Here is a 14,749-nt window from a genome sequence, read left to right on the forward strand (position 1 = left end):
CACCGAAATCGTCGAAACGACAGCAATCGCCGCATAAGATCAACACACACGGATCAGCGCTGGCCGCCTCTTACACCACGCCAGCGGACGTGACCTCCCCGCCCGCACGTTCGACGACCCGCCGCATGATCCCGTGGCGGTCGGTTTGGTCTCGTACCCCGCTGCCGTGATGGCCGGCGATTCCGGCCGTTGGCGATATACGGCGCCCCCGGTTACGTCACCGCAGGCGGACACACCGGTCGCTTCGCCACGGTTCCACCTCATCGCTCCGTCGTGGCCCCGCTCGGCTGGTTCTCATGGCTGTCTCGCGTGCCCGGAGACAGCCATGAGAACCAGCCGGAGTCAGCCGGCGAGAATCTGCTCGCGGAGGATGTCGGCGTGCCCGCAATGCTGGGCGATCTCCCGGAGGAAGTGCAGGTAGATCCAGCGCAGCGGCAACGGCCCACGCCGGTTCCCGGTCACCACATCGTCCAGGCTTCGCCCGGCCACGGCGGCCCGGGACGCCTCGCAGGCGGCCCGGTAGGCCGCCCGCACACTGTCGATCGTGTCCGCCTCATCGAGAACGAACGACTCGTCCGGCGTCGCCGGGATGCCGATCTCGCTGCGGGGCCGCCCGGTGATCGCCTCGTCGAACCACACCTTCTCCACGAAGGTGACGTGCTTGACGAGGCCGAGCAGGGTGGTCCGCGAGGGCACCAGCCGCCGCCGCGCCTGCTCCTCGGTCAGCCCGTCCAGGCTGTCGTGGAGGGCCGCCCGGTGCTCCTCGAGAAACGACTCCCACTGAACCCGCAACGGCTGATCGATCACGTCATCCATAGACACGTCCCCAGCCTGCCATGTGATCCGTCGATCGCCCGCGAAGTCATCGCTGTCCCGAGGACAAGCCGGCTCCTTCGGAGACGGCGGTCAGCGATGACAGGAGGCGCTGCACGTCCCAGTACGCGCGTAGCGAGACGATCCGCCCATCGTCGTCGACGGTGTAGACGAAGACGCCGTCGTACTCCACGACCGCGTCGTGCGGGAACCGGGTGGTGACCATGGCGACGACGGCTGCCTCCGAGCCTGCGGCGTGCATCGCGGTGACGTCGAAGCGGATCTGATTGGCGGCGATGGCCTGCTCCCAGAACCGGTCCAGCGCGTCGTGCCCCCGCACGCCGCAACCCTCGGGATCCAGGGGTGAACCGCCCACCGGGTCGTGCAGCACCGCGTCTTCGGCGTAACAGGCGAGCCAGGCGAGGCGGTCGCCGGCGGAGACGGCGTTCATCGCCGTGCGGGCGGCGACGATTGCTGGATGAGCGGTGTTCATGAGGTCTCCTGAGAAGCGGCTGGCTTGACACGTGTCAAGCTAGGGCTAGGCTTTACAGGTGTCAAGCAACCAGCTCCGCATCCTCGACGCCGCCCGCAACCTTGTCGCGCAGCACGGCGCCGGAATCGCCATGGCAGACGTCGCCCGTGCGGCCGGCGTTTCTCGCCAAGCGGTCTACTTGCACTTCAACTCTCGGGCCAGTCTCTTCCTGGCCGTCGTGCGACACATGGACGAGCAGGAAGGCATCCGCGGCCGTTGCCAGCGCGCCCTCGGGCACGCCGATCCGGTGCAGGCGCTTAACAAGTTCGTGCTCGTCTGGCTGCGCTATGCGGCAAAGATCCAGCCGGTGGCGTCGGCGCTGCTGGCCTCCCGTCACGACGATCCCGACGCCATGAGCGCATGGAACGACCGGATGGACGAACTGCGCGCCGGGTTTCGTCATGCCACGCAACGGCTTGCGGCCAACGGCCACCTGCGGGCCGGACTCGACCCTACCGCCGCAGCCGACCTGGCCTGGGCGATGACCTCGGTGCCAGTATGGGAGCAGCTCACGATCGACTGTGGCCGGGCGGCCACCGAGGTCCGCCGGCACGTCACCGACGCCGTCGTCGCGGCGCTGACGCGGCCTGCTCCCGAGGCGCCTCCAATCCAGCCGGCCGCGCCGGCGGCCCGACCGTAGGCCCGGGCACCACGTCGCGACACCGGCCCTCCGTCGTGACCTCAGCCGCTGCGGGGTGATCAGAGCAGGGAATGCCACAGCGAGTACGCCGGTGGATTCCTTGACATGGCCGGATCTGCCCAGATGGATTCCGGCTCGAGTACGCCCTCTGACAAAGGTCCGGTGAACCTGAGCACGCACTCACATCGGCATGGTCGTACCTTCGACCACGCCTACGTTCCGGAGGCCATGAAGGCGGCGAGGATGTAGTTGGGGTGGCGGTCGAGGTTCTTGCGGGCGCGGTCGTAGCGGATGGTGGTGCGGGGGTCGGCGTGGCGGGCGGCGATCTGGACGTCGCGGAGGCTGACGCCGGCGTCGAGCATGGTCGTGACGAAGGTGTGCCGCAGCATGTGTGGGTGCATCCTCGGGATCCGGAGTTCGGCGGTCTCGGCCAGGTGCTTGAGCCGTCGGGTCGCCGCGTGCCGGTCCATCCGGGTACCGCGGGAATTCCGCAGAATTGGGCCGTCGTCGCGTTCGTCGACGGCGTGGTCGATCGCTCGGGCCACCGCCGGTGGCAGGGGAACCAGGACGACCTTGCCGCCTTTGCCGCGGACCCTGAGCACGCGGTGGCCGTGTTCTTCGCCGAGGTCGGCGATGTTGGCGCCGCAGGCTTCGAAGATCCGCAGCCCGAGCAATCCGAGCATCGCGACCAGGGCGAAGTCGTTGATGTTGGCCGATAGGCGGGCGGCGGTGATCATCGCTTCGAACCGGAGGTGACTGAGGCCGAGGGTGGGTGACTCGGGTGGGACGAGTGGCCGGCGGACGTAGTCGGCGGGTGAGTGCGGCAGGAGCTCGTCGATGACGCAGACGGGGTAGAAGCCGATCACCACGGACAGCCGCCGCGATACCGTCGAGGGCTGGTAGCAGCGGATGTCCTGTAGCCAGCGCACGTAGCGTTCGATGTCGGTTCGTGCTGCCTGCAGCGGGTCCAGCGCCTGGGTTGCCGACCAGTGCAGAAAGACCTTGAGGTCGGAGTCGGTGTGCATCCGGGACTGACCGCGATACCGGCCGAGGTACGCGGCGACTGCGGCCGTAAGGATTCGTGAGTCGGAAGTGGTGGGGTTGGGCTGGAGTGCTGTCGAGGTCGTCATATCGCTCGCTTCGACCGGTCAGCGTTGACCCTGATGATCTGGGGTCGGCTCTGATGCGAGACGGCCTACCCAGTTCAGGTGCCGGGCAGCGGTGCATCTTCGTGAGGTTCTCCCGAGCGGCGACCGCTGCTCGGCACCTCGTAGGTCTACGACCAACGCGCTCCCGGCGGCCAGATGAGGACGAGGGCGAACATGGTCGTCGCAGCCTGGACACCGGCCCTAAAGCCAAGTCCAGGGGCGGAGGGCTCTCCGTAGTCGACCACGCCAGCGCGTGCGCCTCGGATGAAGGAAGACCTCGATATCCGACAGCGCGTTGGTCGCCTCGAGTTGGCGCAACTTGGGAACCACCCTGTCTTCATCCAGCCGGCCATAAACCCTCGCCAGGTGCCCCAGGCAAGTCGCGGCTAGCAGTCTCACTTGGCGATCATGATGGTCGAGTAGAGCGAGATAGAGGTTTTGTAGCTCCTCCCAATCCCCGTCGCCATAGAGAACGGCCCCGACCATGGCGTCCAGGGCGTTGGACATCTCGCCGCGATCGAGCGCCGCCCGCACCTCGATCGGTGTTGCTGACACCGGATTGTGGAAGCGGTGATGCTCATGGCCCATGCGATCCATCTTCACTCACCAGTAGCTCGCATGGCCGGCGCTCCGGCAGCCGTAGCGCTGGGTGGCGAGCGGATCGCGGCAAATGAGTGAGCCTCTTATCGAAGCCGCGTGCAACAGGCGCCTGAGCCCTCGATATCTTCATCGGACAAGATCGAAGTAGCGAGGAAGAGCCGAGAAATGAACGAAGCTGGCGAACCTGAAGTCCGATCCGGCGAGGCCCAGCTGACGATGCTTGTGGCTGCGCTCAATGCGCTGCCGCTGGCCGAGTTTCTGGACGTCATGCGTCAGGTGCTGCCGGTGCAGGCCGCCAACAATGCCGAGCCCGCCTTCCGGCACGACCTGATGATCGTCGAGGTGTTGACCGACGTGGAAAACGGAGAGGTCGAAGATCGCTTGGTCGCATGGCCGGATCGCGACCGAAATGGCGGTGGTCTCGGCATCTATCAAGAGCTCTGCGAGGAGGGCACATGTCCTGGGTGCCTTAGCACGGTCACCTCGACCAGCAAGCGAGCACTCTGTCCGCGTTGCGGGGCACCGTGCGGACTAACCTGATCAGGGCAAGCCGAGCTGAGATCAGCTCATTGAGGAGGGCTCCTATGGAGCCGGGAATAGAACTTGTTCCGCCGGACGGCGCGGGGCCTGTTCGTTTCGGAATGACAATAGCTGAAGCAGAGCGAGCACTTCCTGCTTCCTGGGTTCCGGTATCTCGGAACGCCGGGATCCATGATCCCGGCGCCCGGACGTGCCGGGTTCGAGAGTGGCCTGACCTTCGTTGCGCTGTCGGGGCCAAGCGGCCATGTGGTAGGCGTAGAGATCTTCCGAGCGTGGAGGCAGCACGTTCCCGTAACGTACAAAGGCTTAGACGTGTTTGGGCTGCACAGCAATATTGTCATAGACAGGCTTGGCGGAATGACGCGCCCAGCACCGCGTCGTCGATTGCCACGTCGACCCGGCCGGCCGCACAGGCGGCCCGCCAGTCGCCGCGCTCACGAGCCTCGGTGCATTCAGCGATCATCCATGGTGGGACGGCATAGCGGCGGATCCGCCGCCACTCCCGCCACGCGTCGCTCACCTGTTCACGCTGACGACGGCGGCATCGGAACCGATGATCGTCGGGCACCGGATGAGCATGTCGGCCTTCCCGCGCGGGTACATGGTCGCGGCGGAGCATACGCGAGCCCACCGACATTTCGGCTGGCGTATCCGAGGCCACCGCACGCGAGGCCCCAGCCGTGTACGGCTGGGGCCTCGCTGCATTCAAAGGATCAGTAGCCGAAGTCCTGGGTGTAGTACGGGGTGCCGGAGGCGTTGTAGACGACGCCGACGCCGACGGTCCTGGACTGGCAGTTGAGGATGTTCTTGCGGTGGCCGGGGCTGTTCATCCAGCCGTCGACGACGGTGGCGGCGTTGCGGTAGCCCCAGGCGATGTTCTCGGCGGAGGGCTTGGCGTAGCCGGCGGCCTTGGCGCGGGTGATGAAGCTGGACCCGGCGCGGCCGGTGTGGGAGAACGTGCCGGTCTGGCCCATCCAGGCGCTGTGGGTGCGGGCAGCGGCGGTGAGGGCCGGGCTGACCGTCAGGGCGGGGCAGCCGTGGCTGGTGCGCTCGATGTTGACGAGGCGGTTGACCTCGGTCTGCAGGGACTGCTCGGAGGCCAGCGCTGCTTCGGCCGGGGACGCGATCATCGTGGCGCCGATGGCGGCGACCGGGGCGAGGAGGGCGGTCACGGCGAGGCGGCGAAGGAACTGGCGCAAGAGCGAACCCTTTCGGAGCGTTACGCCCGCTGTCTGCGGGCTCACCGTTGACTTCGGCCCACGCCCGGGCCCGATGATCGCCGGCTCGGAGCACGAAAGGTTCTGTCCGGTTGCCGGGGCTCATGCCGGAGACCTTCAGGAAGTTGCCAGTTTTTGCGGGGCCGCCGCGGGTTATCGAAGGTCCATGAACAGCTCGGACCGCACCGCATGATCGACGAAGACGTCTGCCCGGCGGATGCCTGGCAGGTTCGGGAGACCCGCCTCGAACGAGGGTTGCTGGCCCAGATGGAGTCGGTGTTCGCGCTGGCCAACGGGCATCTGGGGCTGCGCGGGAACCTGGACGAGGGTGAGCCGCACGAGATCTCCGGAACGTACTTGAACTCGTTCTACGAGGAACGGCCGCTGCCCTACCCGGAGGGCGGCTACGGGTATCCGGAACAGGGACAGACCGTCGTGAACGTGACCGACGGCAAGATCATCCGGCTGATGGTGGACGACGAGCAGTTCAATGTCGGGCGCGGGGTGCTGCGTTCGCACGAACGGGTCCTCGACCTGCGGGCGGGGCTGCTGCGGCGCGAGGTGGAGTGGGAGTCGCCGGCCGGGCGGCGGGTCCGGGTCCGCAGTGAGCGGCTCGTCTCGTTCACGCAGCGTGCGGTCGCGGCGATCGCCTACGAGGTGGAGGCGCTCGACCAGCCGGTGCGGATCACCGTGCAGTCGTGCCTGGCCGCCGACGAGGAGCAGGTGAAGGTCTCCGAGGACCCGCGGGTCGCGGCGGCGCTGCAGGACCCGCTGCTGGCGGTGGAGCAGGATCGCGAGCAGCACGGCGCGGTGCTGCTGCATCGGACCCGGCGCAGCGGCCTGCTGCTGGCCGCGGGGATGGATCACCTGGTGGAGGCGCCCGGCGATCTCGAGGAGGAGACCGACGTCCGGCCGGATTGGGCGCGGACGACGGTGGTCACCGTGCTGCGGCCGGGCGAGCGGTTGCGGGTGGTCAAATTCCTGGGGTACGGCTGGAGCGCCGACCGTTCCCCCGATGCGCTGCGTGACCAGGTCGCGGCGGTGCTGAACGGGGCCCGCTACGCCGGCTGGGACGGTCTGGTGACCGCCCAGCGGGAATACCTGGACGACTTCTGGGACGCCGCCGACGTGGAGATCGACGGTGATCCCGGGTTGCAGCAGGCGGTCCGGTTCGGCCTGTTCCACGTGCTGCAGGCGGGGGCCCGGGCGGAGCGCCGGCCGATCCCGGGCAAGGGCCTGACCGGCCCGGGGTACGACGGCCACGCCTTCTGGGACACGGAGGGTTACGTGCTGCCGCTGCTGATGTACACCGCCCCGCGCGCCGCCGCCGACGCGCTGCGCTGGCGTCATGCGATCCTGCCGCACGCCCGGGAGCGGGCCGGGACGCTCGGGCTGTCCGGGGCGGCGTTCCCGTGGCGGACCCTCGGCGGGCAGGAGTGTTCGGCGTACTGGCCGGCCGGCACCGCCGCGCTGCACCTGAACGCGGTGATCGCCCGGGCCGTCGACCGGTACCGCCTGGTCACCGGCGACACCACCCTGGAGCGTGAGGGCGGCCTGGAGATCCTGGTGGAGACGGCGCGGCTGTGGGTGTCGCACGGTCATCACGACGCGGACGGGGTGTGGCACGTCGACGGGGTGACCGGCCCGGACGAGTACAGCGCGGTCGCCGACGACAACGTCTTCACCAACCTGATGGCCGCCCGGAATCTGCGGGCCGCCGCGGCGGCGTGCGAGCGCCACCCCGAACTGGCGCGCGAGCTGGGCGTGGGTTCCGGGGAGCCGGCGGAATGGCGGGGCTGCGCGGAGGCGGTGCACGTGCCGTACGACGAGCGGCTCGGCGTGCACCCGCAGTCCGAGGGCTTCACCCGCTATGCGCCCTGGCACTTCGCCGACGAGCACCCCGGCGAGCCGCTGATGATGCTCGCGCCGTACTTCCAGCTCTACCGCCGGCAGGTCTGCAAGCAGGCCGACCTGGTGCTGGCCATGCACTGGTGCGCCGACGACTTCACCGATGACCAGAAGGCCCGCAACGTCGACTACTACGAGCGGATCACCGTACGGGACTCGTCCCTGTCCGCCTGCACCCAGGCCGTCATGTGCGCCGAGGTGGGTCATCTCGAACTGGCCCACGACTACGCCTGGGAGGCCGCCATGGTCGACCTGCGCGACCTGCACGGCAACACCCGCGACGGCCTGCACGTGGCGTCGCTGGCCGGGGCCTGGTCGGCGATCGTCGAGGGCTTCGGCGGGCTGCGCGAGCTGGATCACGGCCCGGCCGTCCTGGCCCTGGACCCGCGGCTGCCGTCCGGGATCACCCGGCTGCGGTTCAACCTGCGGCACACCGGGGTGCGGTTGCAGGTGGAGGTGGACCACGAGACGGTACGGGTGTCGGTGCGCGACGGCGCGGACGCCCGGCTCACCATCCGGCTCTACGACGAGGAGGCCGAGGTGACCGCGGCGGAGGCGGTGACGCGCCCGGTCGTACCCCTCAAGCCTCTGCTTCCCCCGCCGCCGCAGCCGCCGGGCTATGCCCCACGGCGTAACTGCCGATAGGGGAGTGTGCCGACCTTCGCTGATGTGCTGACTGATGTCCGGTTGCACTGCGTCTACCAGCCGTTCGTCGATGTGGACACCGGCGCGGTGGTGGGTTTCGAGGCGCTGCTGCGCGGCCCCGAGGGGACTCCGTGGCAGTCGCCGCTGGCCCTGCTGGACGAGGCCCGCGCCACCGGCCGGCTCGCCGACCTGGAGCGGGCGTCGCTGACCGCGGCGCTCGCCACGGTGGTCCGGGAGTCGGCGGGCCGCCCGGTGACGCTCTTCGTCAACCTGGAGCCGTCCACGCTGACCGGACGCCTGGACGTGGTCCTCGAGGTGCTCGCCGGCCGGCCGGCGCACGTCTCGGTGGTCGTGGAGATCACCGAGCGGGCGCTGGCCGACGACCTGGCGGGCGTGCTGGCCGGCGCGGAACGGTTGCGGGCGTCCGGCTGCGCGATCGCCCTGGACGACGTCGGGGTGCACCCGGAGTCCCTGGCGTTCATCCCGCTGGTCCGGCCCGAGGTGGTCAAACTCGACCTGAAACTGCTGCGTACGGTCAAGGACCCGGCCACGGTCACGGTGGCCGGGGCGGTCCGCGCCTACGCCGAGCAGGCCGGCGCGGAGGTGGTCGCCGAGGGCATCGAGACGCCGGAGGACCTGATCCGGGCGCAGGTGCTCGGCGCGACCCTGGGGCAGGGCTGGCTGTGGAGCCGCGGCGAACGGCGCCTCGCCCCGTGGACGTCCGCGCCGGAGCGGTTCGCGGCCCGGCCGATCGGCACGGCGTTGCGGACCACCCCGTACGAGCTGATCGGGTCCTGCCGCCGGATCCGGCTCGCCCCCAAGCACCTGCTGGTCCCGGTGTCGAAGACGCTCGAGCTGATGGCCCTGCAGGAGGCGGTCCGGCCGGTGCTGCTCGCCGCCTTCGAGCACGCCCGCTTCTTCCGCCCGTCGACGGCCCGGCGGTTCACCGAGCTGGCCGCGCACCTGCCGTTCGTCGGCGCGCTCGGCGTCGACATGCCCGCCGAACCGGCGCCGGGCGTCCGCGGCGCCCGCCTGGACCCGGACGATCCGCTGGCCAGCGAGTGGACCGTCGTGGTGCTCGGCGCCCACACGGCGGCCGCCCTGATGGCCCGCGACCTCGGCGACACCGGCCCGGACGGCGACCGGCAGTTCGAGTTCGTCGTGAGCTACGACCGCACGGTGGTGACCGCCGCCGCCCACTCGATGATCGGCCGCTTGACCACATCCGTGTGAATGAACCGGTTAACCCCGTGATCAGCATCGATGCCGCATATTGATCTTGGTGAGTGGCGCACGGATGCGGATCCGGCCTTGACAAGACAAAATTAAGCCACTTAATAATGGCCCGTCGATAGGTTGACCTGGCGCTCCCCGAGTGGAAGTGCGGGTGAGCCGCGTCCGTGATCGGATCGAGGGAGCCACTATGTTCCACCTCACCAGGAGCCGGGCGGTCGCCGCGGCCGCCGTGCTGGCGTTAGGGCTGGCGGGCTGTACCGGTTCGGACAGCACCCCCAAGACCGGCGGGAACGGCGACAGCTCGATCACCGTCTTCAACGGCGCCAACGGGGCGATCGTGGAGAACTGGAACCCGTTCATCCCGAACTTCCTGCAGCCCACCAGCGGCGCCATCCACGAGGCGCTGTTCTGGTACAACATGGCCACCGACGCGCCGCCGCAGCCGATGCTCGGCACCGCGTACAAATGGAACGCCGACGGCACCGAGCTGACCATCACCACCCGGGAGGGCGTCACCTGGACCGACGGGAAGCCGTTCACCGCCAAGGACGTCGCGTTCACCTTCGACCTGATCAAGCGGAACAAGGCGATCAACGCGACGAACCTGCAGATCACGAGTGCGGTCGCCAAGGACGACAAGACCGCGGTGCTCACCTTCGGGGTCAAGACGTTCACCGACGAGGCGGCGATCATCGGCCACACCCCGATCGTTCCCGAGCACATCTGGAGCACGATCGGCGACCCGTCGAAGACCATCAACCCGAACCCGGTCGGCACCGGGCCGTACAAGCTCAAGACGTTCTCCGCGCAGAGCTACGTGCTGGAGAAGAACCCGAAGTACTGGCAGCCCGGCAAACCGCAGATCCAGAACGTCCGCTTCATCAGCCTGGCCACCGCCGACGCCGCGAGCGCCGCGCTGACCGCCGGCCAGGTCGACTGGATGACCTCGTTCCTGCCCGGTCTGGAGCAGCTCCTGAAGAACCACAAGGAGCTGACGTACGTCAACACGCCGGCCATGACCACCGCGATCTTCACCTGCTCCAACGCGGCGCTCGGCTGCACCGGCCCGCAGACCGACGTGGCCGTGCGCCAGGCGATCTACCACGCCCTCAACCGCGACCAGCTCAACAAGCTGGCCGGCGGCGGCTTCGCCGGTCCCGCCTCGCCGACCATGCTGCTGCCCGACCGGGACAAGAAGTGGATCGCCGAGGAGTCACAGGCGTCCATCCCCGGCGCCGCCGACGTGGCGAAGGCGAACCAGATCCTCGACGCCGCCGGCTGGGCCACGGGCGGCGACGGCATCCGCGCCAAGGACGGCCGGCGGCTGTCCATGACGATCCAGACGGTCACCGGCTGGAGCGACTACATCTCGCTCAACGACGCGATGGCCCAGCAGTTCAAGGAGGTCGGCATCGAGCTGAAGCCGGCCCAGCTGTCCTGGAACGAGTGGAGCAACAACCAGGTGCAGGGCAAGTACCAGCTGTCCCTGGACTCGATCGGGCTGGGCGCGAACTCCAACCCGTACCACACCTACCAGCCGAAGTACGGCTCGGCGACCACGGCCAAGGTCGGTGAGGCGGCCCGCAACAGCGGCAACTTCGCCCGGTACTCCAACCCGGTGGTGGACAAGGCGGTCGAGGTGGCGGCCGGCACCAACGACGAGAACATTCAGAAGGAGCAGTACAAGATCATTCAGAACGAGATCGTACGGGACCTGCCGTACATCCCGATCTACGTGAACTCGCTGCTCACCGAGTTCAACACGAGCCGGGCCACCGGCTGGCCCAGCAACGAGGACAAGTACGCCCTGCCCGCCTCCTGGAAGATCTGGGACAACGGCATCGTCCTGGCCAACCTGAAGCCGGTCCAGTAGTCACCGTGCGGCACCTGTTCCGGAAACTCGGGTTCTATCTGGTCGCCTTCTGGGCGGCGCTCACCGTCAACTTCGTCATCCCGCGGATGATGCCCGGCGACCCGGTCGACATCATGCTGGCGAAGCTGGGCCAGAAGGGGCCGGTGAGCCCGGAGGCCAAGGAGGCCATCGAGGCGATGCTCGGCACCGACTCCAGCCAGTCGATCCTGTCGCAGTACGGCGCCTACCTCGCCGGCCTGGCCTCCGGTGACCTGGGCACCTCGCTGGTCTTCTACCCGGCGCCGGTCGTCTCGATCATCGAGCAGACCCTGCCGTGGACGATCGGCCTGATCGGCCTGGCCACGGTCATCAGCTTCCTGACCGGCGTGGCCCTGGGCACCCTCGCCGGCTGGAAGCGGGGCTCGTGGGCGGACAACCTGATCCCGGTGACCACGATGTTCCAGTCGGTGCCGTACTTCTGGCTCGCCCTGATCCTGCTCTTCGCGTTCGGCAGCGTGTGGCCGCTGTTCCCGCTCAACGGCGGCTACGACGTCTACAACGTCGCGCCCGGCTGGAACGCGCCGTTCCTCGGCTCGGTCCTGTACTACGGCACGCTGCCGGCGCTGACCATCATCATCTCGTCGGTCGGCGGCTGGATGCTCGGCATGCGCAACATGATGGTGTCCACCCTCTCCGAGGACTACATGGTCACCGCGGAGGCGAAAGGCCTGCGGTCCGGCCGGATCATGCGCCGGTACGCGGCCCGCAACGCCATCCTGCCGTCCATCTCCGGCTTCGCCATCTCGCTCGGCTTCGTGGTCGCCGGGTCGATCGTCACCGAGGCGGTGTTCTCCTACCCCGGGATCGGCTCGGCGCTGCTGCAGGCCGTCGGCGGCAACGACTACGCCCTCATCCAGGGCATCCTCCTGATCATCACGCTGTCGGTCCTCGGCGCGAACCTGCTGGTCGACCTGCTCTATTCGGTCATCGACCCGCGTATCCGGGCCAGGAACTAGAGGGACGGACATGGCCGCGAACCCCATCGCTCTCGACGTACCGCTTCCTCGCAAGCGGGTCACCTTCCCGCCGATGACCGCGAAACTCGCCACCGGCCTGATCATCGGCGGCGCGATCGTCCTGTTCGGGCTGGCCGGCCCGCTGCTGGTGCAGGACCCGTCCCAGGTCAGCGACATCGGCCTGGCCCCGCCCAGCGCCGATCACCTGCTCGGCACCACCCAGACCGGGCAGGACGTCCTCGCCCAGCTCGCCCACGCCACCCGCGGCTCGCTGATCGTCGGCGCGATCGTCGGGGTGCTGACCCTCGCCCTGTCGTCGTTCTTCGGCATCGTCGGCGCCTACGCGGGCGGCTGGGTCGACGAGGCGTTCAGCCTGTTCACCAACATCATGCTGGTCATCCCCGGGCTGCCGGTGGTCATCGTGATCTCGGCGTACGTGGCCGACCGCAGCCTGCTGCTCGTCTCGGTGGTCCTCGCGATCACCAGCTGGGCCGGCTCGGCGCGGGTCCTGCGCGGCTCCACGCTGAGCCTGCGCAGCCGCGACTACGTGCTCGCGAGCCGGGTCGCGGGGGAGAAGCGCTGGCGGATCCTGACCGTGGAGATCCTGCCGAACCTGATCCCGCTGCTGGCCTCCCAGGTGGTGTTCGCGGTCATCTTCGCGATCCTCGGCGAGGCCGGGCTGTCGTATCTCGGCCTCGGCGCCTCCGACTCGTTCACCTGGGGAACCATGCTGTACTACGCGCAGAACGGCCTGGCGCTGCGGCTCGGCGCGTGGTGGTGGTTCGTACCCCCGGGTTTGATGCTGGCCCTGTTCGGCGCGGCCCTGTCCCTGATCAACTTCTCGATCGACGAGATCATCAACCCCAAACTGCGCAGCCAGACCCGGGCCGCCCGCCGCGGCTGGCGGATGTCGCGGGAGCAGCTGCGCAAGGCCAAGGAGTCGACGCTGTGAGCCGTCCGGTGCTGACCATCGACGACTTCAGCGTCGACTACCTGGTGGAACCGCCGGTCCACGCGGTTCGCAACGTCTCGCTGACCCTGCACGGCGGCGAGGTGCTGGGACTGGCGGGGGAGAGCGGTTGCGGCAAGAGCACCCTGGCGTACGGCATCGTCCGTCTCCTCAAACCGCCCGCCTCCATCGTCGGCGGGAAGGTGGTCTTCCACGACCGCGACAACGGCGACACCGACTGGAACTCCCTCGGTCACGAGGAGTTACGCGCGGCCCGCTGGGACACCATCTCGATGGTCTTCCAGGGCGCGATGAACTCCCTCAACCCGGTCATCTCGATCCGTGACCAGTTCGAGGACATCTTCGTCACCCACCGGCCGAAGATGGGCCGTGCGGAACGCCGGCAGCGCTGCGGCGATCTCCTGGAACGCGTCGGCGTCGACCGGAGCCGGCTCAAGTCCTACCCGCACGAGCTGTCCGGCGGCATGCGGCAGCGCGTGATGATCGCGATGGCGATGGCCCTCGAACCCCAGATCATGATCATGGATGAGCCGACCACCGCCCTCGACGTCGTCGTGCAGCGCGAGATCCTGCGGGAGATCTCCCGGCTGCGCGACGAACTCGGCTTCGCCGTCGTCTTCATCACCCACGACCTGCCCCTGCTGCTGGAGATCAGCGACCGGATCGCGGTGATGCGGGACGGGGCGATCGTCGAGCTCGGGCCGGCGAGGGAGCTGTACACCAACCCCCGCCACGACTACACCCGGCAGCTGCTCGCCTCGTTCCCCAGCCTCACCGGCGACCGTGGCTCGTTCGTCCGCGGCGCGCTCGACGACCGGTTGCTCGCCCTGGACGCCGTCGCTGTGAAGGAGGCCCCGTGACCACCTTGGAAGCACGCAACCTGGTCAAGGACTACCGCGGGATCCGCGCCGTCGACGACGTCAGCCTCACTCTCGTTCACGGCCGGACCGTCGCGCTGGTCGGCCAGAGCGGCAGCGGCAAATCCACCATGGCGCGGCTGCTGCTGCAGCTCGAGCGCCCCACCGCCGGGGAGATCCTCCTCGACGGGGAACCGGTCGCCCGCCGCGGCCGCGGGCTCGCGCGGTACCGCCGTACCGTCCAGATGGTCTTCCAGGATCCGTTCGCGTCGCTGAACCCCTACCACGACGTCGAGCACCACCTCGCCCGCCCGATCCGCCTGCACAACCCGAAGATGTCCGCCGACGATGTCCACCGCCGCGTCCTGCACCTGCTCGAACGCGTCCGCCTCACCCCGGCCGCGCACGTCGCCCGCCGCCGCCCGCACGAACTCTCCGGCGGCCAGCGGCAACGCGTCGCCATCGCCCGCGCGCTCGCCCCGGAACCCGGCGTGCTGATCGCCGACGAGCCGGTGTCCATGCTCGACGTGTCCATCCGCCTGGGCGTGCTCAACCTGCTCGCCACCCTGCAGCGCGAGGAGGACCTGGGCGTCCTGTACATCACCCACGACCTCGCCACCGCCCGGCACTTCTCCGACGACATCCTCGTCATGTACCGCGGGAAGATCGTCGAACGCGGCCCCGCCGACTCCGTCATCCTCGACCCGCAGCACGAGTACACCAGGACGCTCGCCGACGCCGCGCCCAACCCCGACCGAACCGTGTGCTGATTTGG

The 14,749-nt window shown here is 68.8% G+C and carries 15 protein-coding genes; 9 read left to right on the forward strand and 6 right to left on the reverse strand.

Annotated elements, in window-relative coordinates:
- Positions 1-342: 342 nt before the first annotated feature.
- Positions 343-816, reverse strand: a complete 474-nt coding sequence (locus ACZ3II_RS38590; protein WP_465525103.1) for a DinB family protein — start codon at positions 814-816, stop codon at positions 343-345.
- A gap of 46 nt (positions 817-862) precedes the next feature.
- Complete coding sequence (locus ACZ3II_RS38595) at positions 863-1,306, reverse strand: nuclear transport factor 2 family protein (protein WP_465524874.1); 444 nt, start codon at positions 1,304-1,306, stop codon at positions 863-865.
- Between the two features lie 58 nt (positions 1,307-1,364).
- On the opposite strand from ACZ3II_RS38595, the gene ACZ3II_RS38600 reads away from it, so the two are divergent.
- Positions 1,365-1,985 (forward strand): TetR/AcrR family transcriptional regulator, encoded by a 621-nt coding sequence (locus ACZ3II_RS38600; protein WP_465524876.1) that lies wholly within the window; start codon positions 1,365-1,367, stop codon positions 1,983-1,985.
- A 212-nt stretch (positions 1,986-2,197) separates the two neighbouring features.
- Here ACZ3II_RS38600 and ACZ3II_RS38605 read toward each other — a convergent pair whose 3' ends face one another.
- Both ACZ3II_RS38605 and ACZ3II_RS38610 read right to left on the reverse strand, forming a co-directional pair.
- Positions 2,198-3,010, reverse strand: a complete 813-nt coding sequence (locus ACZ3II_RS38605; RefSeq protein WP_465524878.1) for a tyrosine-type recombinase/integrase — start codon at positions 3,008-3,010, stop codon at positions 2,198-2,200.
- A 324-nt stretch (positions 3,011-3,334) separates the two neighbouring features.
- On the reverse strand, positions 3,335-3,721 hold the full coding sequence (locus ACZ3II_RS38610) for a hypothetical protein (protein WP_465524880.1): 387 nt from the start codon (positions 3,719-3,721) through the stop codon (positions 3,335-3,337).
- 177 nt (positions 3,722-3,898) lie between these two features.
- Between ACZ3II_RS38610 and ACZ3II_RS38615 the strand changes: the two genes are divergently transcribed.
- Positions 3,899-4,273 carry a hypothetical protein gene (locus ACZ3II_RS38615; RefSeq protein WP_465524882.1) on the forward strand — a complete coding sequence of 125 codons (375 nt, stop codon included), beginning with the start codon at positions 3,899-3,901 and terminating at the stop codon, positions 4,271-4,273.
- Positions 4,274-4,610: 337 nt separating this feature from the next.
- Here ACZ3II_RS38615 and ACZ3II_RS38620 read toward each other — a convergent pair whose 3' ends face one another.
- On the reverse strand, positions 4,611-4,793 hold the full coding sequence (locus ACZ3II_RS38620; RefSeq protein WP_465524884.1) for a hypothetical protein: 183 nt from the start codon (positions 4,791-4,793) through the stop codon (positions 4,611-4,613).
- Between the two features lie 193 nt (positions 4,794-4,986).
- On the reverse strand, positions 4,987-5,472 hold the full coding sequence (locus ACZ3II_RS38625) for a CAP domain-containing protein (RefSeq protein ID WP_465524886.1): 486 nt from the start codon (positions 5,470-5,472) through the stop codon (positions 4,987-4,989).
- A 207-nt stretch (positions 5,473-5,679) separates the two neighbouring features.
- Between ACZ3II_RS38625 and ACZ3II_RS38630 the strand changes: the two genes are divergently transcribed.
- The 7 genes from ACZ3II_RS38630 (at position 5,680) to ACZ3II_RS38660 (ending at position 14,744) form a co-directional block, all read left to right on the forward strand.
- On the forward strand, positions 5,680-8,043 hold the full coding sequence (locus ACZ3II_RS38630; protein WP_465524888.1) for a glycoside hydrolase family 65 protein: 2,364 nt from the start codon (positions 5,680-5,682) through the stop codon (positions 8,041-8,043).
- Between the two features lie 24 nt (positions 8,044-8,067).
- Positions 8,068-9,276, forward strand: a complete 1,209-nt coding sequence (locus ACZ3II_RS38635; RefSeq protein WP_465524890.1) for a sensor domain-containing phosphodiesterase — start codon at positions 8,068-8,070, stop codon at positions 9,274-9,276.
- A gap of 190 nt (positions 9,277-9,466) precedes the next feature.
- Positions 9,467-11,152, forward strand: coding sequence for an ABC transporter substrate-binding protein (locus tag ACZ3II_RS38640; protein WP_465524892.1), 1,686 nt, complete (start codon positions 9,467-9,469; stop codon positions 11,150-11,152).
- A gap of 5 nt (positions 11,153-11,157) precedes the next feature.
- Positions 11,158-12,147, forward strand: a complete 990-nt coding sequence (locus ACZ3II_RS38645; protein ID WP_465524894.1) for an ABC transporter permease — start codon at positions 11,158-11,160, stop codon at positions 12,145-12,147.
- Positions 12,148-12,157: 10 nt separating this feature from the next.
- Entirely contained in the window at positions 12,158-13,099 is a 942-nt protein-coding gene (locus ACZ3II_RS38650; RefSeq protein WP_465524896.1) for an ABC transporter permease, read from the forward strand.
- A complete protein-coding gene (locus ACZ3II_RS38655; RefSeq protein WP_465524898.1) occupies positions 13,096-13,977 on the forward strand; it encodes an ABC transporter ATP-binding protein in 882 nt (293 codons plus the stop codon). The genes ACZ3II_RS38650 and ACZ3II_RS38655 overlap by 4 nt, the downstream gene beginning before the upstream one ends.
- Positions 13,974-14,744, forward strand: coding sequence for an ABC transporter ATP-binding protein (locus ACZ3II_RS38660; RefSeq protein ID WP_465524900.1), 771 nt, complete (start codon positions 13,974-13,976; stop codon positions 14,742-14,744). The genes ACZ3II_RS38655 and ACZ3II_RS38660 overlap by 4 nt, the downstream gene beginning before the upstream one ends.
- Positions 14,745-14,749: the final 5 nt, after the last annotated feature.

The sequence above is a fragment of the Actinoplanes sp. NPDC019969 genome, assembly GCF_055562375.1.

Excerpts from the sequence above, each read along its gene's own strand:
- ACZ3II_RS38590 (WP_465525103.1), bottom strand. The coding sequence starts at position 816 with ATGGATGACGTGATCGATCAGCCGTTGCGGGTTCAGTGGGAGTCGTTT.
- ACZ3II_RS38595 (WP_465524874.1), bottom strand. The coding sequence starts at position 1,306 with ATGAACACCGCTCATCCAGCAATCGTCGCCGCCCGCACGGCGATGAAC.
- ACZ3II_RS38605 (WP_465524878.1), bottom strand. The coding sequence starts at position 3,010 with ATGCACACCGACTCCGACCTCAAGGTCTTTCTGCACTGGTCGGCAACC.
- ACZ3II_RS38610 (WP_465524880.1), bottom strand. The coding sequence starts at position 3,721 with ATGGGCCATGAGCATCACCGCTTCCACAATCCGGTGTCAGCAACACCG.
- ACZ3II_RS38615 (WP_465524882.1), top strand. The coding sequence starts at position 3,899 with ATGAACGAAGCTGGCGAACCTGAAGTCCGATCCGGCGAGGCCCAGCTG.
- ACZ3II_RS38630 (WP_465524888.1), top strand. The coding sequence starts at position 5,680 with ATGATCGACGAAGACGTCTGCCCGGCGGATGCCTGGCAGGTTCGGGAG.
- ACZ3II_RS38640 (WP_465524892.1), top strand. The coding sequence starts at position 9,467 with ATGTTCCACCTCACCAGGAGCCGGGCGGTCGCCGCGGCCGCCGTGCTG.
- ACZ3II_RS38650 (WP_465524896.1), top strand. The coding sequence starts at position 12,158 with ATGGCCGCGAACCCCATCGCTCTCGACGTACCGCTTCCTCGCAAGCGG.